1 pseudogene and 1 other annotated feature are annotated in these 275 nt (G+C 40.4%); the pseudogene reads left to right on the top strand.

Going from position 1 to position 275, the window contains the following annotated elements:
• Positions 1–26 precede the first annotated feature (26 nt).
• Positions 27–101: a sequence feature (ribosomal protein L21 leader region), on the top strand.
• 15 nt (positions 102–116) lie between these two features.
• A pseudogene (locus P6709_RS19895) lies at positions 117–224 on the top strand (bL21 family ribosomal protein); the annotation flags it as partial.
• Positions 225–275 lie beyond the last annotated feature (51 nt).

Genomic DNA, 275 nt, shown 5'->3' with positions numbered 1-275 from the left:
ACATTCATATGTTACTGTTTGTAGCACCCGTGCTACAACCGCGAATTACAGGTTTAAGTATCTTAAAGATCACCTGTTAGATGGCGAGTCTGAGTGATTTAAGGAGGTGCACGAGAATGTACGCAATTATTGAAACTGGCGGCAAGCAAATTAAAGTTGTTGAAGGTCAAGAAGTTTACATCGAGAAGCTAACTGCAGAAGCTGGTGTAGAAGTAACTTTTGACTAGGTTTTATTCGTAGGCGGACGTGATGTTCAATTTCTGGTATATGCTGAT

This window comes from Jeotgalibacillus sp. ET6 (assembly GCF_029667115.1).
Classification (GTDB): Bacteria; Bacillota; Bacilli; order Bacillales; family Jeotgalibacillaceae; genus Jeotgalibacillus.
Note: the sequence above shows the minus strand (reverse complement) of the source record. Positions and strands in the feature narration are given on the sequence as shown.